Here is a 15,360-nt window from a genome sequence, read left to right on the forward strand (position 1 = left end):
CGATCATCGGATTGCTCCCATCCCGCGAATGCGGTAACATTCAATCAATTTGATTAATGATTGATCGAGGAGAGGCCACGTGTCAAGCACGGGACCCAAGCAAGCGATCTATGCGAGCCTCGCCGAGGTCGCGCAGGCGATCGGCCACCCGAACCGGCTCGAGTTGCTCGAACACCTCGCGCAGCGCGAGCGGTCGGTCGAGGAACTGACGGCGCTGTCGGGGATGACGTTCGCAAACACGTCGCGGCACCTGCAGATCCTGCGGCGCGCGCGTCTCGTCGATACCGAGCGGCGCGGCAAGCACATCGTGTACCGCCTCGCCGGCGACAGCGAGGTCGTCGTGCTGATGAAGGCGCTCGGCCGCGTCGGCGAGCGCAATGTCGCCGAGGTCAACCAGGTGCTGGGCGATTATTTCCATGCGCGCGATGCGCTGGAGCCGGTGTCGCGCGGCGAGCTGACCGCGCGGCTGGCCGACGGGCTCGTCACGCTGCTGGACGTGCGACCGCACGACGAATTCGCGCTCGGGCACCTGCCCGGCGCGGTGAACATTCCGTTGAGCGATCTCGAAGCGCGCCTCGGCGAACTACCGGCCGACACGGAGATCGTCGCGTATTGCCGCGGCCCATACTGCGTGTTCGCGTTCGAGGCCGTTGCCGCATTGCGCGCGCGCGGCTTCAAGGCCGTGCGGCTGGAAGACGGGTTTCCGGAGTGGAAGGCGGCCGGCCTCGCGGTCGAGACCGACGCCGCGGAGTGAAGGAACATGCGGCCCGCGTCGAAGCGGGCCGCTTGCTGCTGCCTGCTGCTACTTCCCGCTACTTGCTGGTCAACGCCAGCGACGGCGCAAGCGCGCTATTGGGATCCTGCCCGTTCCACGTGCCGACCCACGCGTCGTTCGGCGTCGACCCCATCACGAAGTCGAGCTTGCCGCCGGCCTTCATCTCGTCGTACGTGATGTAGGGCCGATGCAGCGGCGTGCCGTTCAGGCTGACCGACTGAACGTAGCGATTGAGCGCCGACGGTGCGCCACCGCTGGCCGTATGCGCGGTCACCTTGAAGCGCCGCGTCGCGCCGAACTTCAACGCGCCGCTCGCCCCGCCACCCGATGCAACCGGGATGTCGATCGTCGCTTCCTCGAACAGCGGCGTGCCGAGGTAAAACACGCCGCCCACCGGGTTCAGCGAATAGATGCCGAGCGCGGACAGCACGTACCACGCGGACAGCTGGCCGCAATCGTCGTTGCCGGGAATGGCGGCGTTACGCACGCGCCTCGGATCGTCCAGCGCGGCCTTCAGGCTGTCGCCGCTCAGCAATGCACGGTCGCCCGCCGTCAGCGTCAGCGAGTACATGTCGTCCATTACCGTGCGAACGCGGTCCTGCGTCTTCGACGGCATGCCCGCGACGTCGTACAGGTACGGCAAGTGATTCGCCGGCTCGTTCCCCGCGAAGAACTGGCCGCTGCGGCCGGTCAGGTCCGGAAAGCCCTGGTTATCGAGGAAGGTCAGCGGGTTGGCCGGATCGAACGTGCGGTCGAGTTGCGCGATGAACTGGCTCTTCCCGCCCAGCAGCGCAACGAGGCCGGGCAAGTCGTGGAAGATGTTCCACGTATCGACCCACGAGTTCGATTCGGAGAAATCGGTTTTCTCGGCGGCCGTCGGGTCGAAGCCCGGCACCCAGTTGCCCTGCGCGTCCTTCGGCTGTGCAAACTTCCAGCCGTTGTTCAGCACCGGGTTGAACACGTTCCGGTAGTTCTGGCTCCGTTGCAGGTAGGGCCGGTAGTCGGCCGTGCTCTTGCCCGCGGCCTTGCCGACCGCGGCCGTCGCCCAGTCGTCGAACGAATAGTCCTGCGTCGTCGACACGGATGCGTTGTCGCCGGCGAACACGTAGCCGTTCTGACGATACTGGTCGAAGCCGTGCGCGCTCGCGCTCTGGGTCGTCGTCAACGCGGTCCAGATGTCGTCGATGCCCGCGTTCGTCAGATGCTTCAGATACGCATCCGCGATCATCGGAATCGACGGGTGGCCGGCCATCGTGAAGGTTTCCGTTTGCGCCAGCGGCCAGACCGGCAGCTCGCCCTTGCCGTTCTGCTTGAACTGCGTCAGCAGCGACTTGACCCAGCCGTCCACGCGCTCGGGCTGCACCAGCGTCATCAACGGCGATTCGGCGCGGAAGGTGTCCCACAGCGAGAACGTCGACGAATAGTCGAAGCCCGGATTCGCGTGCTTGCTCGTCGTCGGCGGCGACGTCGTGCCGTCGTTGGTCGAATCCGTGCCGACGTAGCTGCCGTCCGCGTTGTTGTAGACGGTCGGCGCGAGCATCGTGCGATACAGCGACGTGTAGAACATCGTCCGCTGATCGGCGCTGCCGCCCTTGATCCGGATCCGGTCGAGCACAGCGCTCCACACGCGCTCGGCCGCGCCGCGCACCTGGTCGAACGTCTTCGCGCCGACTTCCGATGCGAGATTGGCCTGCGCATCGGCGATGCTCGACGGCGAGATGCCGACCTTCACCGTGACGGCGCCGCCGCCATCATTCCCGTCGGCCGCGAACGTCAGGTACGCCTTGAAACCGTCCGCGCTGAACGCGACGTTCTTCGTATCGAACGGCTTCGAGAAACGCGCGACGAAATACGTCGGCTTGTTGTTTGCCCAGTTGTTCGTGATCTCCCATCCGGCGATCGTCTGCGCGTCGATGACCTGGATCCTGCCGCTCGCGGTCGACCCGCCGATCGGGTTGTCGATGCTCACGATCATGCTGCGCTGCTGCCCGGCCGCGCTCGGGAAATACGTGTAGCGATGCACGCCCGCGTGCGAAGTTGCCGTCATCTCCGCGAGGATCTTCGCGCCCTGCACGTTCCACGGCGTGTTGCCGCTGCCGACCGGCGACATCCGCACGCGGTAGTAGCCGGGGCTCGCGCTTTCGTCGTCGTGCTTGAACGACGCGTTGTAGGTGATCGACGCATCGGCGGCCACCTTGGCCAGCGTCGCCTTGTCGATCGGCGCCAGCGTCGGCAGGAACCGCACTTCGCCGCCCGAGCCGATGCCGGTGCCCGACAGGTGCGTATGCGTGAAGCCCGTGATGAACGGATCGTCGTACTGGTAGCCCGACGTGCGATCCCAGTTCCACGGCAGCGTATGCGCGCCGCCGGTCGTGTCCGGCCCGAGCTGCACCATCCCGAACGGCACGGTCGCGCCCGGGTACACGTGGCCGTGGCCGCGCACGCCGCTGCTCCAGTCCGCGTTGATGTCGAGATTCGCGGTGCCGATCATCGGATCGACGCTGCGCAGCACCGACCGCTTGCCCACGCCGCTGTTCTCGCCCTGGTCGTTCTGATCGCCCTGATCGTTCTGGTCCCCCTGCGACGATCCCGATCCGGCGGCGTTCGACATCTGCGCGAGCACGCTCGCATCCGTCGAAGCCTGATCGCCCCCGCAACCCGACAACACGGCAAGGCATCCGATACCCACCACATGACGTAGCTTCATTCGTTCGTCCCTCCCTTTCTCTGCGTCGATCCTGTTGGCAAGAACCGCTCGTTGAACTGCCTCCGTCTGCAACCCGTGCTGAATGCGTTGCGCCGTTCGCGACTTACGGCGCGCTCGCCGCCTGCGGGAACGACGGCATCGCGGATGCATCGGTGCCCCACGTCGCGGCCGCCGCGTCCGCCGTCATCGCGTACGACAACGTGCCGCCCTTCGCGATCTTCTCGAGCGGCAGCCATGCGGCCGAATGAGGTGCGCCGTTCAGTCGCAGCGACTTCACGTAGAACGACGCAGTGTCGGCAGAACCCGCACCAGGCGCGGCGATCCGCAGCAGGCGGTAGCTGCCGTCCATCTGCCCGACGCGCACGTCGATCTTCTCGAACTGCGGGCTCGACACCGCGACGCCGCTCACGCCCGGCACGACCGGATAGAGGCCCAGCGTGGCCCACACGTACCAGCCGGATATCGCGCCGAGATCGTCGTTGCCGGGCAGTCCCGCCGCGCCGGTGCCGAACTCGTTCGCGAGCGACGCGTGCAGCACGCGCTGCGTATGCGACGGCGCACCGGCCCACGCATAGACCCATGGCACGGCCATCGTCACTTCGTTGCCGACGTAGAAATACGGTTGCACGGTGCCGATGTTCAGGTGCGTGAAGAACGTGTCGAGCCGGTTGACGACCGACGCAGCGCCGCCGGCCTGCGCGACCACGCCGCCGAGATCGTGCGGCACGTACCACGTGTACTGCTCCGAGTTGCCTTCCATGAAGCCGGTACCGTCGGTGACCCACGCGCCCGCCGACGTCTTCGGCTGGATCGCGTTCTTGTCGAACAGGTTCTGCCAGTTGCCGCTCGACTTCAGCAGCGCGCCGGCCGTCGCCGTATCGCCGAGCGCCGTCGCGAAGCGCGACACCGCGAAATCGCGCACCGCGTATTCGAGCGTGTTCGATGCGGTCTGGTTGTCGCCCGAGCCCGACGACGGCACGTAGCCGAGCCGGTCGTAATCCGCGCGGCTGCCCATCACCGGCGTGCCGGCGCACGCGGCGCCCGGCGCCGTGCTGCTCTTCATGATCGACAGCGCGCGCTGCGTGTCGAAGTTCGTCGCGCCGAATGCATACGCGTTCGCGGCGATGATCGAGCCCGCATCGCCGGGCATCACGGCCGTCTCCGTATTGAAATACGCCCAGCGCGGGAACGCGCCGCACGCGGTCGCATCGAGCACGAGCGACTGCACGATGTCGCTGGTGCGCACCGGATCGAGCAGCGCCTGCAACTGAATGAACGAGCGGTCGATGTCCCAGCCGGAGAAGTTCGCGTACATCGTGCGGCCTTTGTCGACCTGACGCGTCGGCGCGGTCGATGCGCCGTTCGACGCGTAGAAGTCCGGATACTGGCCGTTCACGTCGTTGAATACGTTCGGATGCAACGATGCGTGATAGAGCGCGGTGTAGAACTTCGTCTTGTCGGCGTCGCTGCCGCCCTTCACCTGGATCGCGTTCAGGCGTGCGTTCCACGCGGCGCTCGCCGCGCTTCGCACCTTGTCGAAATGCCAGCCTGCGCGGCCGTGCGCATCGCTACCCGGGTTTTCCGCGTCGAGGTTCGCCTTCGCGTTCGCTTCGCTGACGAACGAAATGCCGAGCTTCATCATCACGGCCGGGTGCTGCTTGTCGACCGCGAACGTCACGGCGACCGGGCCGTTGGCGGCCAGCGACGGCTTCGCCGCGAACGGCTGGCTGAACTCCGCGTAGTAGTAGAGCGGCACCGCATGCCCCGCCCAGCAGAAGCCGCTGCCCGCGATCGTGCCGGACAGCGCGCGATCGCCGACCTGCTTCACCGTGTCGGCCGTCGAGCCCTGCGAGCGGTTGTTCTGCACCGTCGGATCGATCGCGATGGTCGCCTGCTGACCCTGCGCGAGCGATGGATACGTGAAGCGCGCGAAGCCGGTGCGTACCGTCGTCGTCAGTTCGGCCTTGATGCCGTTGCCGAGCGTGACGCCGTAGTAGCCGGCTTGCACGGTTTCGTTCGCGTGGCTGAAGCTCGCGGGCGTGCCGGCGTCGCCGGGCGCAAGCTGCGGCATCACGTTCAGGTAGCCGCCGTTCGCCCAGCAGCCGGTGCCGCTCAGGTGCAGCACACTGAACGCATTGATCGCGGTATCGCCGTACCAGTAGCCGCCGGAGAAGCCGGAGCCGTCGCCCTTGCGCGAGTCGTACTGCGCGGTCGGCGTCATCGGGCTCCATTGCATCATCCCGAACGGCACCGTCGGGCCCGGGAACGTGCCGCCGCCCAGGCCCGAGCCGACCGGGTCGGCCGGTTGATCGGTGGCGTAGTCGGTGCCGATCAACGGATTGACGTACTGGACAACGCGGATGTCGGCGTTTTTCTTCGACGCGCCGTTGCCGTTCTCGTTGCCGTTGCTGTTGTCGTTACCGCCGGCATTGCCGTTCTCGTTGCCCTGCGCTTGCGCAGCGGCCGACAGGTTTGCGGCCGCCGCCGACGGTGAATCGCCATCGCCGCCGCATGAAGTCACGGCAACGCACAGCGCCAGCAGCGCCGTTCCCAACCCCCAGTTCCTCGACATCGCTTGTCTCCGTATCGTTCTTGAATCAAGCCATTGTTTCGAACTACTTAGCTTTAAGTCAGGATTCTTTTCGTGACGTGTCGCCTGCCCGGCCAATCGGTCGAAAATCCCGGGCGCATGTATTTATTTCCGCCTTCGGGTGCCTGGAAAAATACGCGCCGGCATGTCGAAATACCGGCGCCCAGGAACGAACAATGGGCACAAGCGTGCCCAAATAAACGGGTTTTCTCTACCCCGTGTTTTTACGAATTTTTATTTTGTTTATCTAAACAAAATATCGTTGCATCGATTTTTACTTGATACTTATTTTTTCACGCAGGGTGCGAAAGTCACTGCAACGGGTCGATGAAGCCGTCGCTATCTACACTGCCTCCCGAATCGACCCTCGTCTCGCGATCAGGCATTAATCGTTGCCTCCGCGCGCTCCACACTCGTCAACACATCGGCCAAAGAGGGGATCTCGTGGAAGATCATTCCCGTCATGGCGACATAGTCGCGCCGCAAGGCATCGAGCATCCCGGCAGACGGCATCAGGGTGAACGTGCCGTGACGAGCGATGTCCAGCCGCAGGTCTGGGCTACCGAAGAATAGACGGGCATGACGGGCACAGTCTTCGGCCAGCTCGAGATTTGCCATCCATTGCGGTGAATCCGGACTGCGGAGCAGTTGATGGATATCGTAGTAGTGTCGAGAAACCCGCTGACCGCCGTGGCGCAGTTCTCCGCGCTGCTCGAACCATTGCCGCAGGCCATGAAGGATCACGATTTTGTCCCAGAAGGTACGTTCAGGCTGAACAGTTAGAACGTTCGCCACGCGCAAATCAATATGCGGCAGATCGTCGGCAACGTAGGGATTGATGATTACCATTGCATGCGGGTCCAGCGCCGACTTTGCACCGGACTCGATCTTGACGGCAGAACGGATGTACTCGTCTTGTCGAGCTGTCGCCGTGGGATACCAGAAAAGCAAGCTCTGCCCTTCCGCATCGTCCGGGTCGGACTCCAGCGTAAAGTCCTGAGGGATAAGCTGCGTCGCGCAGGTGTGCAATCCGGTGTTGAAATCCCCTTGGATAAAGGCTTGGCACGCTTCACGTATCGCGTCGAGTCGGACGCGGCGTTGCTTTCCGCTCAGGGCCTCGATATCCGCCGGCTCGACATGCTGCCCGAGATCGTCCCGAAATACCGTGATGTCGATGTCTTCCGAAAAGCGGGAGATCAGCCCGAACCCCTTGGACAAGGATGTGCCGCCCTTGAACAGGAGACGCGGACCGCCTGAAGGCAGCCCATTGAACAGCGCATCCAGAACCCAGCATACCCAGAAGTCTTTCTCGACGTTCTGCACTGCCGTACCCAGACGCGTCGCTGTACCGATGAACAAATCGCGACGATCCGCGTCACTGGCCGCGATGATTTCCCGATAGGCCTCGTTCATCGAGGACCTCCACCCACTTCCGGCGGCACCGTCTTTTTACCCGGTTCTTCGGAGACGCGGAGCAAGGGTGAATCGACGAGCCCCTGGTCAAAAGGAGGAACCGAGCGCAAGAACTCCTGCATCCATGTCGGCAAATGCGCAAAGCCCTGAGCCAGATCATTGGCAATGATTCGCCCATGTTTTGGGTCTGAGAGGACGGACTGGAGCCGGGCACGAACCCTGTCTCCGTCGCCCGGCAGCGTGTCCTTGAGCCAGTGGAGCGCCTGCACGACGCGCATGGCGGGTCGCCCGGCCCAGACAAGGCGACTGGGGGCTGTCTGCTTGAAATCGATTCGCAGTTCGTCCAGTTGAACCGCGCGCCGACGCGCATCAGTATGGATGGTCACTCGCGCAGGAACCCCATCCGTGAACCCAAGATCGTTGGCTGCCGTCATACCGTCGACCAGCAGACGCAGTTGATCGCGACGGGCGATTGCGTCGAGCACGGCGCGATAATCAGGGGCCGTCGGCCGTTTGGTCAGCTTGTTGATTGCCGGGAGGTCATATAGCCCCCGATCGATGCGTCGCAGGGTTCCGCTGGCGACAAGACGTTGCAATGTCTTGTCTATCACATCGCGCGAACCGAGATGCGCAAAGTCGGCTGGCACCCAGACAGTGCCGGGGTCTGCTTCGCGAACGAGCGTGACGATGCGGGTACCAATGTCTGACATGCGAAATCTCCTTGTCCGAAATTTGTATACATTTTTCGGACAAAGATCAAGTGAATAACGTCCGAAAAAGTGCTACAAATTTCGGACAAACTCAAGACTTCCAGGGCCAGAGCCGGTCGTTGAGTTGCCTGAAACCGCTCGGATAGAACCACTCTGACCTCGATGCAGGTCAGTCGCACGAGCCGCCGCGCCAGCAAAAACGAGGATTAGCGCAAATTGTCACAACCGATTACGGCTGTTTCGGCAGATCGACGTAATCCTCAAGTTCGCCGGCGATATGAAGCCGCTTGCCGATTCTCGGGTATTCGCACACGTCGTGTTCGAGGCGCTGCCCGGCCACCAGCATTTCGAGCGGCACGTCGCCCGTGTTCTGCAGCGTGTGCGCTTCGCCGCCGCGCGGGAAACCGATGAAATCGCCGGGCCCGACATCGTAGAGGCGTTCGCCGATCGTGACCGTGCCCGTGCCGGACAGCACGTACACGCATTCTTCTTCATACAGGTGACGGTGATACTCGGCCGACTCGTGGCCGGGCATCAGCGTGAGCAGATGGACGCCGAATTGCGTCAGGCCCGTCAGGTCGCTGAGCTGCCTTTTGAGCCTGACGGCATTGGGATTCAAAGAATGAACCGCACGCGTCGGTTCCATCTTCGCGATGTCGGCAGCCTTCAGCAGCTCCCGGTGGGGTGTCGTCGACATAGGGATCTCGCAAGCGTGAATGCTTCGGTTGAACGCGGCGCCGGCGCGGCGCACGTATCGGCTATTGTCCGATATTTTCACGGCTGCAAGCGTGCCACGGGCACCTCCATGCCGCGCGGCTAGCGCGCGCAATCGGCCAGCAGGTTCGCCAGCACCGACGCGCCTTGCGCGAGATGCACCGGATCGGCATCTTCCGCCTCGTTGTGGCTCAGTCCAGCCTTGCACGGCACGAACACCATCGCCGTCGGGGCAACGTACGACAGGTTCACCGCGTCGTGCCCCGCGCCGCTGCACATCTCCAGATACGGATAACCGGCAGCGGCCGCTGCCTGCCGAACGCGCGCGACGCACGCTGCATCGAACGCCACCGGCGCGTATTCGGCGATGGTCTGCACCTGCACGCTCGCGCCGCGCAGCGCGGTGCGCTGCAGGCAGATCGCCTCGATGTCGGCGACGAGCCGCTGCAGCGCCGGCTGCGACGGGTGACGCACGTCGACGCTGAACCTGACCTTGCCGGGTATCGTGCTCGGCGAGTTCGGCTGGCACGCGACATGCCCCACCGTCACGCGCGCATCGGCATCGAATTCGTGACCATGCTCGACGATCGCGGCGATCATCGCGGCCGCCGCCCCCATCGCGTCCTTGCGCACGCTCATCGGCGTCGTGCCCGCATGCGACTCGAAACCGGTCACCGTGACGTCGAGTTCGTAGATGCCCTGCACGCCCGTCACGACACCGATCGGCAAACCGGCCTGCTCCAGCACCGGCCCTTGTTCGATATGCGCTTCGAAATAGGCCTTGGGCATCTGGCGCTCGCGCTCGGGGCCGGCGAAACCGGTGCGCGCGAGTTCGTCGCCAAGCAGCACGCCCGTCTGCATGCAGGGCCGGGCCAGTGCATACGCGAGATCCAGCGTGCCGGCATAGACGGCCGAGCCCATCATGCCCGGCGTGAAGCGCGATCCCTCTTCGTTGGTCCATGCGACGACGTCGATCGGATGGCGCGTCGCGATACCGTGCTCGTTCAATGTGCGAATGGCCTCGAGGCCGGCGAGCACGCCATAGACACCGTCGAAGCGGCCGCCGAGCGGCTGCGTGTCGAGATGGCTGCCGCACATCACGGCCGGTGCGTCGGGCTGCGTACCCGGCCGGCGCGCGAACACGTTGCCGATCGGATCGATGCGGATCTCGCAACCGGCTTCCTCGCACCAGCGGATGAAACGACGCCGGCCCAGCACGTCGTCGTCGCTCAGCGCGAGCCGGCAACTGCCGCCGTGCGCGGTCGCGCCTATCGTCGCCATTTCCATCAACGAATCCCACAGCCTTTGCCGGTTAGCGAAAATCATCGTGACCGCTCCTTAAAAACACCGAGCATATACACTCGATCCGACAAGAAAAATCCAAGAGTTTGTTGTGGACGATAAGTTTTTCTTGTCACCCGGTGTTCCGCCCGGAACCCCGCGTTTCCCTAGCGATCGGACCGCTCACCCATGAAGCTCAAGCAGCTCGATGCCTTTCTCGCGGTCGCCGAGCACCGCACCATCCGCGGCGCGGCGCGCGCGCTCGGCGTCACGCAACCGGCCATCAGCAGCATCGTGCGCGAGCTCGAACTCGAGCTGGGCGTGCCGCTCGTCATGCGCAGCGTCAAGGGCATCGCGCTGACCGATTACGGCAGCGCGCTGGCGATTCGCGCGCGGCTGATCGCCGAGGAGATCCAGCGCACGCGCGACGAAATCGAGCAGTTGCGGCTGGGCACGACGGGATCGGTGTCGATCGCAGTCAGTCCAACCGTCGCGCTGACCATCCTGCCGCGCGCATTCGACGCGTTCACGCGCGATCTGCCCGGTGCGACCGTGAACGTCGACGATGCGCTGACCGCGACGGATCTCGCGCGGCTGCGCGACGGCACGCTCGATTTCATCGTCACGCATCAGTTGTCGAACGCGATACCGGACACCGACGAATTCGCCAGCATTCCGTTGTTCAGCACGGTGTTCGCGGTCGTGGCAAGAAGGCGGCATCGGCTCGCACGCGCTCGCTCGTTGCGCGAGCTCGGCGATGCTCAATGGTGCGTGCCGCGCTACGGGGAAGGCGGAGACGATCTGGTCCGCTCGATCTTCATGCCGCTCGGCATCGACATGCCGAAGCGGGTGATCCACTGCCCTTCGTTTGCCGCGACGCTGGGGCTTGTGTCGCAGACGGACGCGCTCGGCGTATTCGCCCGGCCGCTCGCCGACGTCGAGCACAAGTCGCGCGGGATCGTCGCGTTGAATCTCGTCGAGCCGCTGCCGGCGTTGACGGTCGCGATCGTGATGCGGCGGCATGCGCTGCCGACGCCGGCCGCGCTGCATTTCATCGAATGCCTGAAGGCTGCGTCCGCAACCATTTCGGACCAGGACGGCGGCCGGTGATGGGAACCGGCGACGCGAATGTCGCGCCGCCGCCGCTCAGCGCACGTGCACGCCGCGCAGCTCCGTCAGCAACGCAACGAGACGATCGATGTGCGCGTCTTCCGTGCGCCACGACGACACGCTGATCCGGAACGCCGGCCGCCCCTGCCACACGGTCGCGCCGAACCACACGTCGCCCGAATCCTGCGCGGCCTCGCGGATCGCGACGGTCTCGTCGTCGGTGCCGGCGCGCACCAGCACCTGGTTCAGCACGACGCGGTTCAGCACGTCGTAGCCGGCCGCACGCAAGCCGTCCGCGACACGCGAGGCCTGCGCGCAATGCCGCTCGATCATCGTGGCCAGCCCGGCGCGGCCGAGCGAGCGCAGCGCGGCCCACACGGGGATGCCGCGCGCGCGCCGCGAGAATTCGAGGTTCAGGTTCTTCTGCGAGTCCTGCGCGCCGCTCAGGTAAACGGCATCGCTGTTCATCGCGGTCGCGAGTGCGGCCGCGTCGCGGCAGATCACCATCGCGCCGTCGTACGGCGTGTTGAGCCACTTGTGGCCGTCGGTGGTCCAGCTGTCCGCGCCGTCGATGCCGTCCGTCAGCGCGCGCTTCGACGACGCGCGTGCCCACAGGCCGAACGCGCCGTCCACGTGTACCCAGGCGCCGGCCGCCTTCGCACGCGGAATCAGCGCCGCGAACGGATCGAATTCGCCGGTGTTCACTTCGCCGGCCTGCACGCAGAGGATCGTCATGTCGTCGAGCGGCGGCAACTGCGCCGGATCGATGCGGCCATGTGCGTCGACCGGCGCGATGACGATGCGCTTCATCCCGAAGCCGAGCACGCGCAGCGCCTTCTTCACCGTGATGTGCGCGAGTTCGGAGATCACGACCTTCACCTCGGGTGCGCCGATCAGGCCGTCCTCGTCGATGTCCCAGCCCTTGCGCGCGAGCATTGCCCGCCGCGCGGCCACCAGCGCGACGAGCGTGCAGGCCGTCGCGCTCGTGCCGAAACCGACCGCGCTGCCTTCGGGCAGCGCGAGCGCGTCGACAACCCAGCGCGCGGCCTGGCGCTCGAGCGTCGCGGCCACCGGCGAATTCGCGTAAGACGATGCGCACTGGTCCCATGCGAGCATCAGCCGCTCGGCTGCCGCCGCGGCCGGCAGCGTCGCGCCAATCACGAAGCCGTAGTAGTTCGGGCCGTTCGACGCGACGGTCGCGGGCGAGCCGTTCTCGTCGAGCAGGCGCAGCCCGTCGTCTGCCGGGCGGCCGATATCGGGCAGCGGCTCGTCGAACGCGGCGAGGCCGGCCAGCGCGGTCGCGTCGGGAAACGCGCGCCGTTCGTTCGTCGCGGCCAGATACACGTGCGCGCGCCGGTCGGCGTCGGCGAGCAATGCAAGTTCATCCATGTCGGTTGCCTCGGTCAGGGTCAGTCGAATCAGAGTTGCGAGAGATCGCGGCCGAGCTGCTGCAGCGCGGCGTCGATCCGCTTGTAGTACGTGAACTTGCCGACGCGGGTCGCACGCACGAGCCCGGCATCCGCGAGGATGCGCATGTGCCGTGTGGTCGTGGCCGGCGCGATGCCGAGCTTCTCGGTGATGTACGTGCAGCACACGCCGAGCTCGTCGAAATCGCCGTGCGGTTGCGGCGGGAAATGCTTGCGCGGCTGCTTGAGCCAGCGCATCACGGCCAGACGGCTTTCGTTGGCCAGTGCGCTGATGCGGGTGACGTCGTCCATGGGGTTCTAGGGCTGCGCTTAACGTTTTGAATATTAGCTAAATGACGAAATGTGGGCAAGCGGATCGGAGCCCGATTTCAGGCTGTCATGTCACGTTCCGAATCACCCCGTCGGCATTCGATGCGATCGGGGCGAAACCGGTATCGCGACGATTCGCAGGCAGCATGAGCACGCGCCTTCACTCCCCCGCGAGCGCCTGCGCCAGCCGCTCGATCAGCGCGCGCACGCGCCGCGGCTGCACGGCACTGACCGGATAGACGATCTGCAAGTCGATGTCGCCCGGCGAGAACGCGCGCAGCACCTCGACGAGCGCACCGGACGCGAGATCCTGTTCGACGTCGACCAGCGACTTCAGCGCGACGCCGTGCCCCGCGACACACCATGCGCGCACGAGCGCGCCGTCATTGGCGACGCGCCGGCCACGCACCATCACACGCTTCAATTCGCCATCGATGCTGAACGGCCATTCGGCATACAGGTCCGGCCCGAAACGCATCACGATGCAGTCGTGCGCGGCGAGATCGTCCGGGTGCCGCGGCGTGCCGTGCGCGGCGAGATACGCGGGCGACGCGCACACCACGCGCCGGGCACGGCCGAGCGAACGGCTGCGCAGCGAACTGTCCGCGAGCGTGCCGCGGCGGATCGCGAAATCGAGCCCCTGCCCGACGAGATCGACGTAACCGTCGCCGAGATGCAGGTCGACCGTGACGCCCGGATGCTCGGCCAGGAACGCGTCGACGACGGGCACGACGCGCTCGCGCCCAAGATCGGCCGGCGCGCTCAGGCGCACGGGCCCCGACAGCGTCTGCGCGCCCACGCGCACGCGGCTTTCGAGTTCGTCGGCCTCGGCCAGCAGACGCCGCGCGCCCGCGACGAGCGTGCGGCCCTCGTCGGTGAGGCTGATCGCGCGCGTCGTGCGCGTGAGCAGCGCCGCGCCGTAATGGCGCTCGAGCGCTGCCAGCCGCTCGGACACCGTGGCCGGCGACAGGCCGGCCTCCCGGCCCGCCGCAGCGAGTCCGCCCTTCTCCACGATGCGCAGGAACAGCGCGAGGTTATCGAGCAACATTGTTCGCCTTATCCGAAGGATATTTTCGAAGTCTGCCCAATTATCTGAAATATCCGCAAGCGATACAGTGTGACTCCGCCGACGAGCGCCCGTCCGGCACGCGCCGGGCTTCGACCATCATTCAAGGGAAACGCACATGGAATACCGTACGCTCGGCCGCTCCGGCCTCAAGGTTCCCGCGCTGAGCTTCGGCGCAGGCACGTTCGGCGGTACCGGCCCGCTGTTCAGCGCATGGGGCAACACCGGCGTCGACGAAGCGCGTCGCCTGGTCGACATCTGCCTCGAAGCCGGCGTCAACCTGTTCGACACGGCCGACGTGTATTCGGACGGTGAATCCGAACGCGTGCTCGGCGCGGCGATCAAGGGGCGGCGCGACCAGGTGCTGATCTCGACGAAGACGGGCTTGCCGACCGGCGACGGCCCGAACGATGCGGGCACGTCGCGCGCGCGGCTCGTGCGCGCCGTCGACGCCGCATTGCGCCGCCTCGACACCGACTATATCGACCTGCTGCAGTTGCACGCGTTCGATGCGGGCACACCGGTCGAGGAAGTGATGTCGACGCTGGACGATCTCGTGCGCGCGGGCAAGCTGCGCTATATCGGCGTGTCGAATTTCGCGGGCTGGCAGATCATGAAATCGCTCGCGGCGGCCGACCGGCACGGCTGGTCGCGCTACGTGGCGAACCAGGTCTACTACTCGCTCGTCGGCCGCGACTACGAGTGGGACTTGATGCCGCTCGGCGCCGACCAGGGGCTCGGCGCGCTCGTGTGGAGCCCGCTCGGCTGGGGCCGGCTCACCGGCAAGATCCGTCGCAACGCGCCGCTGCCCGAAGGCAGCCGCCTGCATGAGACGGCCAGCTACGGGCCGCCGGTCGACGACGCACGCCTGTACGACGTGGTCGATGCGCTCGACGCGATCGCGGAGGAAACCGGCAAGACCGTGCCGCAGATCGCGCTGAACTGGCTGCTGCAGCGCCCGACCGTGTCGTCGGTGATCGTCGGCGCGCGCAACGAGGAACAGTTGCGCCAGAACCTCGGCGCGGTCGGCTGGGCGCTGACCGATGCGCAGGTCGCGAAACTCGATGCGGCAAGCGCCGTGGAAGCGCCGTATCCGTACTTCCCGTATCGCCGGCAACAGGCGTTCGCGCGGCTCAATCCGCCGATGCGCGGGTAAGCCGCGACGCACGCGTCCATCGTGGCACCAGAAACCGCGACCGTCATGGGCCTACCCAGCGCGCCCCGAACTTCCTATCGTTGATGCCTGCGTCGTGGGCGG

General features: G+C 65.7%; 12 protein-coding genes. 3 read left to right on the forward strand and 9 right to left on the reverse strand.

All coding sequences use genetic code 11. The features are described from left to right. Positions 1-79 precede the first annotated feature (79 nt). Positions 80-754, forward strand: coding sequence for an ArsR/SmtB family transcription factor (locus ACTRWB_RS04220; protein WP_446901045.1), 675 nt, complete (start codon positions 80-82; stop codon positions 752-754). 58 nt (positions 755-812) lie between these two features. Here the strand turns inward: ACTRWB_RS04220 and ACTRWB_RS04225 are convergent, their stop codons facing one another. The 6 genes from ACTRWB_RS04225 to ACTRWB_RS04250 form a co-directional block, all read right to left on the reverse strand. Then, entirely contained in the window at positions 813-3,482 is a 2,670-nt protein-coding gene (locus ACTRWB_RS04225; RefSeq protein WP_446901046.1) for a GH92 family glycosyl hydrolase, read from the reverse strand. A 103-nt stretch (positions 3,483-3,585) separates the two neighbouring features. Then, positions 3,586-6,054, reverse strand: a complete 2,469-nt coding sequence (locus ACTRWB_RS04230) for a GH92 family glycosyl hydrolase (protein ID WP_446901047.1) — start codon at positions 6,052-6,054, stop codon at positions 3,586-3,588. Between the two features lie 396 nt (positions 6,055-6,450). Further along, positions 6,451-7,485 (reverse strand): nucleotidyl transferase AbiEii/AbiGii toxin family protein, encoded by a 1,035-nt coding sequence (locus tag ACTRWB_RS04235; protein WP_446901048.1) that lies wholly within the window; start codon positions 7,483-7,485, stop codon positions 6,451-6,453. Next, a complete protein-coding gene (locus tag ACTRWB_RS04240) occupies positions 7,482-8,195 on the reverse strand; it encodes a DUF6088 family protein (RefSeq protein WP_343490984.1) in 714 nt (237 codons plus the stop codon). Before ACTRWB_RS04240 ends, ACTRWB_RS04235 begins: the two co-directional genes overlap by 4 nt. A gap of 229 nt (positions 8,196-8,424) precedes the next feature. Continuing rightward, positions 8,425-8,892: a cupin domain-containing protein gene (locus ACTRWB_RS04245; protein WP_193101668.1), complete on the reverse strand. Its 468-nt coding sequence runs from the start codon at positions 8,890-8,892 to the stop codon at positions 8,425-8,427. A gap of 119 nt (positions 8,893-9,011) precedes the next feature. Next, positions 9,012-10,235, reverse strand: coding sequence for a Zn-dependent hydrolase (locus tag ACTRWB_RS04250; protein WP_193101670.1), 1,224 nt, complete (start codon positions 10,233-10,235; stop codon positions 9,012-9,014). A 144-nt stretch (positions 10,236-10,379) separates the two neighbouring features. Between ACTRWB_RS04250 and ACTRWB_RS04255 the strand changes: the two genes are divergently transcribed. Next, the gene (locus ACTRWB_RS04255) at positions 10,380-11,300 is read left to right on the forward strand and encodes a LysR family transcriptional regulator (protein ID WP_446901049.1); all 921 of its coding nucleotides are present in this window, start codon (positions 10,380-10,382) and stop codon (positions 11,298-11,300) included. A 36-nt stretch (positions 11,301-11,336) separates the two neighbouring features. Here ACTRWB_RS04255 and ACTRWB_RS04260 read toward each other — a convergent pair whose 3' ends face one another. From ACTRWB_RS04260 to ACTRWB_RS04270, 3 genes are all read right to left on the reverse strand, one after another. Next, positions 11,337-12,689, reverse strand: a complete 1,353-nt coding sequence (locus ACTRWB_RS04260) for a pyridoxal phosphate-dependent decarboxylase family protein (protein ID WP_446901050.1) — start codon at positions 12,687-12,689, stop codon at positions 11,337-11,339. A 29-nt stretch (positions 12,690-12,718) separates the two neighbouring features. Beyond that, positions 12,719-13,018, reverse strand: a complete 300-nt coding sequence (locus ACTRWB_RS04265) for an ArsR/SmtB family transcription factor (RefSeq protein WP_129516314.1) — start codon at positions 13,016-13,018, stop codon at positions 12,719-12,721. A gap of 178 nt (positions 13,019-13,196) precedes the next feature. Beyond that, positions 13,197-14,084, reverse strand: a complete 888-nt coding sequence (locus tag ACTRWB_RS04270; protein WP_446901051.1) for a LysR family transcriptional regulator — start codon at positions 14,082-14,084, stop codon at positions 13,197-13,199. Positions 14,085-14,220: 136 nt separating this feature from the next. Between ACTRWB_RS04270 and ACTRWB_RS04275 the strand changes: the two genes are divergently transcribed. Continuing rightward, the gene (locus tag ACTRWB_RS04275; RefSeq protein WP_446901052.1) at positions 14,221-15,258 is read left to right on the forward strand and encodes an aldo/keto reductase; all 1,038 of its coding nucleotides are present in this window, start codon (positions 14,221-14,223) and stop codon (positions 15,256-15,258) included. The last annotated feature ends 102 nt before the right edge of the window (positions 15,259-15,360 follow it).

Source organism: Burkholderia sp. YIM B11467 (genome assembly GCF_052952715.1).

Coding starts and splice junctions, on each gene's coding strand:
- ACTRWB_RS04275 (WP_446901052.1), top strand. CDS start 14,221: ATGGAATACCGTACGCTCGGCCGCTCCGGCCTCAAGGTTCCCGCGCTG.
- ACTRWB_RS04225 (WP_446901046.1), bottom strand. CDS start 3,482: ATGAAGCTACGTCATGTGGTGGGTATCGGATGCCTTGCCGTGTTGTCG.
- ACTRWB_RS04230 (WP_446901047.1), bottom strand. CDS start 6,054: ATGTCGAGGAACTGGGGGTTGGGAACGGCGCTGCTGGCGCTGTGCGTT.
- ACTRWB_RS04265 (WP_129516314.1), bottom strand. CDS start 13,018: ATGGACGACGTCACCCGCATCAGCGCACTGGCCAACGAAAGCCGTCTG.
- ACTRWB_RS04240 (WP_343490984.1), bottom strand. CDS start 8,195: ATGTCAGACATTGGTACCCGCATCGTCACGCTCGTTCGCGAAGCAGAC.
- ACTRWB_RS04260 (WP_446901050.1), bottom strand. CDS start 12,689: ATGGATGAACTTGCATTGCTCGCCGACGCCGACCGGCGCGCGCACGTG.
- ACTRWB_RS04245 (WP_193101668.1), bottom strand. CDS start 8,892: ATGTCGACGACACCCCACCGGGAGCTGCTGAAGGCTGCCGACATCGCG.
- ACTRWB_RS04235 (WP_446901048.1), bottom strand. CDS start 7,485: ATGAACGAGGCCTATCGGGAAATCATCGCGGCCAGTGACGCGGATCGT.
- ACTRWB_RS04255 (WP_446901049.1), top strand. CDS start 10,380: ATGAAGCTCAAGCAGCTCGATGCCTTTCTCGCGGTCGCCGAGCACCGC.
- ACTRWB_RS04270 (WP_446901051.1), bottom strand. CDS start 14,084: ATGTTGCTCGATAACCTCGCGCTGTTCCTGCGCATCGTGGAGAAGGGC.
- ACTRWB_RS04250 (WP_193101670.1), bottom strand. CDS start 10,235: ATGATTTTCGCTAACCGGCAAAGGCTGTGGGATTCGTTGATGGAAATG.